Here is a 5,974-nt window from a genome sequence, read left to right on the forward strand (position 1 = left end):
GCGGCGACCCGGATCGGGGTGCCCCCCGGCCGGGGCGGTCGCCGACCCGCCTCCAGTTGGCCGGCGACCGCCCCCGCCGCGACGGCGGCACCCGCGACCCCGAGACCGGTCGCGCCCTTCCCGAACGTGTCCACCACCACCAGCGGCACCAGCACCGTCTGAAACGGCATGAGCACCACACTGGCGACCGCAGTGACGGCGAACAGCATGACCAGATCACCACGCCCCGCGATGTACCCGAGGCCGTCGCGGACCTGACCGGGCACCCGCGGCACCGGTGCGGCCGGGTGCATCTCCTCGCGACGCATGGCCGCGAGCGCCATCAGCACCGCCGCGAACGAGACCGCGTTGGCCCAGCAGGCACCGGCCACTTCCACCCCCGCGATCACGACCCCGGCGAGCGCCGACCCGGCCACCCGCCCACCGGTAAACGCCGCGGAGTTCAACGCGACTGCGGACGGGCGCAACGGGCCGTCGACGATCTCCGCCAGCAACGACTGCTGCAACGGGTTGGAGATCACCGTGCTCACTCCCAGCCCAGCCGCCAGCAAATACACCTGCCACACCGCGCCCCCCGCCAGCGCCACCACCCCGAGAAGGACCGCCAGCATCGCCGCGGCGACCTGCTCGACAGCCATCGCCCGCCGCCGATGCGCCAGCCGATCAACCCACACGCCGGCATGGACACCACCCAGCGCTGTCGGCGCGAACTGCACAGCCACCGTGATCCCCAGCGCTGTTCCACCGCCACCGAGTTCCAGCACCAGATAATCCTGCGCAACCCGCTGCATCCATGTACCCACATGCGACACACACTTCGCCGCGAAATTACAGTCGGAAATTCCAGCTGGTCAATGCCGCGAGAGAGCCGCCCACCACATCCCCCCTCCGGATAGTTCACGCGACGGACAGTCCCGCGGGCGAGCCGCGGCAACCGTGTTGACGCGGCGCCCGGGGCCGGCGGTCGCTGCCGACCGCGGCCCGGCAGCGGGCTGCTACCCGCGGGCGTCATTGTCGGGAGGCCGGGCAGGCTGAGCGCCGCGGACCGTGGTGACCGCGCGGGTGATCTCAGAGGCGAGAGTGTCGGCTTCGTCGAGAGTGAGGGTCTCGTTGTCCGCGGGTTCGCCGTCGCCGCCGCAGTCGAGGGAGATCACCGGCTGGTAGGTCGTCGTGGCGGTGACGTACTGCTCGATCGTCACCGCGAGGGCGGTCTCCCCGCGGAGTCCGGGGATTTCCGGCAGGGCGATGAAGGCGATCTCGGCGGTGTGGTAATCCCCAGGGCCCGATGCTTCCACGTGCAGATGCCCGGCGGCCTTCTGGCACCAGGACGGGCAGGAACGATCAAGATCGTGGTTCATGGCAGAGCCTCTCCGTTCCGGGCTGGTGGGGCGGGCCGGTCGATTCGGGTCGGGGAGGGGTTCGCATGTCCAGTCGTCCAGGGCACGCAGGCCGTCGATCACTCGTTGCAGTAGCCCGAGGTCGACGGCGTCCGGGTCCGGTGCGCTCCCGCCGACAGGCGCAGGGGGGCTGCGTCGGGGCAGGTCCGGCGAGTCCGGCGGGGCGTCGGCGACGAGATTCACCGGTGGTGTGCCGTGGGACAAGATCGCCCAGGTGACCTTGCCGTTGCTCCAGTAGGTGCCGTCGGTGTTGCGGACCCGGACCCGGTAGCAGCCGAAGTCGCGGGTCAGTGCGGTTACCAGGTGCAGGCCGCGGCCGTCCTCGGCCTCGGGGTCGGCGGTCCGGAGGGTCGGTTGGTCCGCCGCCCCGTCCCACACCTCGACGATCACGTCGTGGTGGCTATAGGTGATGCGCACCGCGATCCGCGATACCGAAGCACGGTCAGCGTGCTGGTCTCGTGCTCGCTGGCTGGCGACGAGGCCGTTGGTGGCCAGCTCCGACACCACGAGGACAGTCGGGGCGAGCAGCTCGTCGAGGCCCCAGCCGCGGAGCTGCGTCGCGACGTCATGGCGGACAGCGCCGGCGGAGCGCGGGGTCGCGGGGTAGTACCAGACCCGGTGCGGTAGCCGGGAGACGGGACGGGTGGGCTCGGTGGAGGTGGCGGCGGCGAGGACGGTGGTCATACGGCTCTCCCGGCGGGGGGATCGGGACGGCTCGCGGGCCCGAGTGCGGCCCCGTCAGGCGGAGCGGGTGCGGGCGCGATGTCGTGCACGAGAGCGAGATTGTGTTCGGCGAGGATCACGGTGCGGCACGGCCATCGGCTCCCGCAGCCCGCGCATCGGCCGTCAGTGTTGACGTGCGCGTCGAGCGCATGCAGCGCCGTGCGGTGAAGCCGGTCGCAGCCGAGGCCGGGCAGGTCGAGATCCCCGTCGCGTGTGCGCCGGTCCACCCGCCGCCCTGCTGTGATCATCGGGTCGTGGGTGCGCGGCCGGCCGTGAGGACCCGCGAGGCCGCGGGCGGCGCGACGGGGACGGCTGTGGCGCGGTGGGTGAGCGGGGACTGGTCCGGTCCTCGGTTCGGCAACGGGGCGAGCATGGGGCGCACCTCTCCAGGCAGGTGGGACGGTGTGATCAGCGAGATGTGGTCGTCTGCGTTGGGTCGGTGCCGGCGCGGCTGGCCGGGTCAGCGGCGAGCGCGGTGAGGGTGGCGTTCAACGCCGCGTCCGCGCTGTGGCGGCGCAGGGTCCGGGTCAGAACGTCGAGGACGGACAGAGCGGGCAGCGGACCGCACGCCAGGTCGGCCGTGGCCGGGTGGAGTGGCAGGGCGTCGGTAGGCAGCGTCAGTGCGGTGACGACGGTGTCGTAGACGGTGGCGGCCCAGATCGTCAGCACAGCGGCCAGCCAGCCTCGCCACTCGCCACGGCGGGCGGCGAGCCGTCCGGCCAGCCACGCCTCGACCCCCTCGACGAGTTCCGCGCGGACCGGCGGCGGACATCCCAGGATCATCAGGTGCAGATGGCCGAGCAGCATGGCGGTGTCCACGGGTTCCCCGCCGGGCCCGAGCGCGGGCGACACCAGCACGGCCCGCGGCGAGCCGGCGGGGTAGAGCACGTGGTGCGGGGTGAGGGCTCCGTAGGCGATACCGGCGCGGGTGAGCAGCACCGGGTCCAATCCGGAGGCCAGCCGCGCGAGCCTGGCCGACAGGCTGTGCGTAAGCGTCTTCACCTCCCCGGCTTCGTTAATCCCGCCGGCGTGCGGGGACCGTGGGTGGAGGTGGTCGGCGGTGCGGCCGAGCGCCGCGGTGACGACCAGCGGCAGGTTCCGGGTACCGGTGGCGGCGACCAGGCGCAGCGGTTCCGGCGGATCGCTGTGCAGCCCGGCGAGGTCGTCCATCAGCAACATCAGCACCTCGGTCAGCGCCGCCGGGCGGGCCTGGACCTGGTCGGCCAGACTCGTGCCCGTCACCCACGGTGTGACCATCACCCCGTCCGTGATGGTGGCCGGGCCGGGGACCCGCAGACCGCTGTAGACGGCCAGCGTGGTGAGCTGTTCGGCTTCCCGGACGGTCAGGTCCGCCCGCGGCCCGTCGGCGTCGTCGGCCAGCACCGCGGGGAGATTCCCGTGGTCGCCGCGCACCACGCGCGCCAGCGCCGCCCCCCTCGGGCGCCAGCTCGCGCACAGCGTCTCGGCACCGGCCTGCACCCGGCGCACCACCGCACTACCCCCGGTGACCATCGGCCCGACCGTCACCTCCGCCGCCGGCCACAGACGGGCGGTCGCGGCGGCGATCCGCGCCTCGGCGTGGGCGAGAAGACAGGTGACGTCGCGGTCGGACCAGCAGGTCGGACAGCCGGACCGGGGGCTCACCGGATACGCCCGACGCCGCCGTAGAGCGGCAGCCGCCCCTCGGACGCCGTCCCGGAGCCCTGCCGGTCCTCGGCCCAGCCGGGAAGCAGGACCACGCTGGGCTCGATCAGGCCACAGTCTTCGAAGAACCGCAGGATCTCGGTCCGGCTGCGCAGCCGCAACGGCGCCGTCGTCCGCCGGTACAGCGTGGCGGCGTCGGTGACGTCATCGGCCTGCCCGTCACCGGTGGTATGGGTGAGAACCAGGTAGCTGCCCGTGGGCAGCGCGCCGATCAGCCGTTGCGGGTGGGCGTCGTCGTCGAAGAAGTGCAGGACCGCCACCAGCAGAAGCCCGACCGGCCGCTACAGGTCGAGCAGCCCGGTGAGCTCCGGATACCGAAGGATTTCCTCGGGACGGTGAAGGTCGGCTTCGATGGCAACCGCGGCGGGCGTGCGTGCGAGCAGGATCTGGCTGCTCGCGACGGCAACCGGGTCGCTGTCGACGTAGACAACCCGCGTGCCGGGCGCCATCCCGGAGGCGACCTCGTGGACGTTGCCCATCGTCGGCATCCCCGAACCGATGTCGAGGAACTGGCGGCCCCCCGCCGAGCCGGCAAGGTATCGGACCGCCTCGCCCAGGAACATCCGGTTGACCCGTGCGGTCTGGGCGATCTGCGGCCACGTTTCCACCAGGCCCTTCGCGGCCTCACGGTCGACGGCGAAGTTATGGGCCCCACCGAGCAGGTAGTCGTAAATCCTCGCAATGTTGGGCGTAATGCTGGGATCTTCACGCCCGGGGGACTCGAAGCTGTCGGTGCTCATCACGCCGACCTCGCCCACAGGCGGTCCGCCCCGCCCAGACTGCCCCGCGCTCGTCGGTGCCCTGCCTCACCCGGTGTGTCCGGCCTGGGCCTGGCGTCGAAGGCGGCGTCGAAGGGCGCGGCCGTCGCGGGAACGATCCTCGTCATGGGAACGGACCTCACTGAGAGTAGACGTCGGGGGACGGCTACCACCATCGCCCTGACAAGGGCACGAAACATTCCCGTCAACCCGAAGAATCAGTTCGGCTCCCCGTAGCCCCTTTGACCTGGAGTAACACTTACGGACAGGGTCCGTTAGTTCGGGTTGTACGACCCCCCTTCCCGTGGAGTGATCGCACCACTACCGTGGACATGTCCCGGAAGGAGACGGGGACCGCGCAGACGGGGAAGGGGTGGGGGGTCGTCATGGGCAGGCCGAGCCGGCGGGTGGAGCAGGACGAGCTACGAGCCCGGATGCGGGCGGCCGGGATGAGCCACGACGAGATCGCCATTGAGTTCACCCGCCGCTACAAGCTGCGCCCCCGCATCGCCCACCGGATCGCGCACGGCTGGACCCAGCCAGCAGGCCGCCGACCGCATCAACGCCCACGCCGCCCGTACCGGCCTCGACCCCGACGGTGCGGCCAGCATGACCACACCCTGGCTGTCCGAACTGGAAACCTGGCCGCTCCCACTCCGGCGCCGGCCCACCCTCCAGATCCTCGCCCAGCTCGCCGCCGTCTACGGCTGCGACCTTCACGATTTGCTTGACCTCGACGACCGCGAACACATGCCCCCACCGACATGCTCCTCATCAACTCGATCCGCGCGGGAGACGCGAAAACAAGGAGTGTCGGCGCCGCAGTACCGATCGAGCTGACGAAGTACGATGGCACGCTCGCGAAACCCGCACTCGTCGATATATCGGACTACCGAGCATTTGAGTCCGCAGCGGTGGTTCAGGACCAGAACCCAGAGCTAGTCGAGTATGAATTCGTAATGAAGTAATTAATGCAAGCCAATATGCGTCTTCGCAGGTCACGGGCTCGCGAGGACCCCGAAGTGAACAAGTTATTTCATTCCGAATCCTATGTTCTCGCGCACACCTCCAGCGAGTCCGTCGACGTCCTTCACGCGATCGATTCAGTCAAGGTAGGATCTCACGTCCTGGAACAGTTCCACGCCGAAATCGGAAACATAGTTTCGTATTATTCTCAACGGCCAGCGCTGTCGATATTCCTTGAGGTTCGTACCCTACGGACAAAAATTTTCTCATTGCTGTCGGATAGGCATTCTCCAAGACTGTCCCGCGATCTACACTATCTGGCTGGCCTGTTGAGCGGCGTGCTGGCTAACGCCGCTTTCGATCTGGGTTCTTTGGTAGAGGCGGAGACGCACGCCCGTATTGCTTTCGCCTGTGCGGACCAGGCCC

At 70.0% G+C, this 5,974-nt stretch carries 5 protein-coding genes and 2 pseudogenes; 2 read left to right on the forward strand and 5 right to left on the reverse strand.

Translation table 11 applies throughout. The annotated features are described in order from the left end of the window. The 5 genes and pseudogenes from AC08OT_RS18525 to AC08OT_RS18545 all read right to left on the reverse strand — a co-directional run. The coding region (locus tag AC08OT_RS18525; RefSeq protein ID WP_476603102.1) for an MFS transporter at nt 1–791 on the reverse strand (791 nt) is incomplete at its 3' end. 204 nt (nt 792–995) lie between these two features. Then, complete coding sequence (locus AC08OT_RS18530; RefSeq protein ID WP_476593108.1) at nt 996–2,081, reverse strand: ATP-binding protein; 1,086 nt, start codon at nt 2,079–2,081, stop codon at nt 996–998. Next, nucleotides 2,078–2,368, reverse strand: a complete 291-nt coding sequence (locus tag AC08OT_RS18535) for a hypothetical protein (RefSeq protein ID WP_476593107.1) — start codon at nt 2,366–2,368, stop codon at nt 2,078–2,080. Before AC08OT_RS18535 ends, AC08OT_RS18530 begins: the two co-directional genes overlap by 4 nt. A 160-nt stretch (nt 2,369–2,528) precedes the next feature. Next, nucleotides 2,529–3,764: a hypothetical protein gene (locus tag AC08OT_RS18540; RefSeq protein WP_476593106.1), complete on the reverse strand. Its 1,236-nt coding sequence runs from the start codon at nt 3,762–3,764 to the stop codon at nt 2,529–2,531. After that, a pseudogene (locus AC08OT_RS18545) lies at nt 3,761–4,564 on the reverse strand (SAM-dependent methyltransferase). Before AC08OT_RS18545 ends, AC08OT_RS18540 begins: the two are co-directional and overlap by 4 nt. Nucleotides 4,565–4,968: 404 nt before the next feature. On the opposite strand from AC08OT_RS18545, the pseudogene AC08OT_RS18550 reads away from it, so the two are divergent. Next, nucleotides 4,969–5,403, forward strand: a pseudogene (locus AC08OT_RS18550) (hypothetical protein); the annotation flags it as partial. 201 nt (nt 5,404–5,604) lie between these two features. After that, nucleotides 5,605–5,974 (forward strand): hypothetical protein (locus AC08OT_RS18555; RefSeq protein ID WP_476603103.1); only part of this gene is annotated, 370 nt, incomplete at its 3' end.

The sequence above is a fragment of the Frankia sp. CgJB1 genome, assembly GCF_977947065.1.

Bases quoted from the DNA above. Each gene is read 5' to 3' on its own strand.
- AC08OT_RS18530 (WP_476593108.1), bottom strand. From the start codon at position 2,081: ATGACCACCGTCCTCGCCGCCGCCACCTCCACCGAGCCCACCCGTCCC.
- AC08OT_RS18535 (WP_476593107.1), bottom strand. From the start codon at position 2,368: ATGATCACAGCAGGGCGGCGGGTGGACCGGCGCACACGCGACGGGGAT.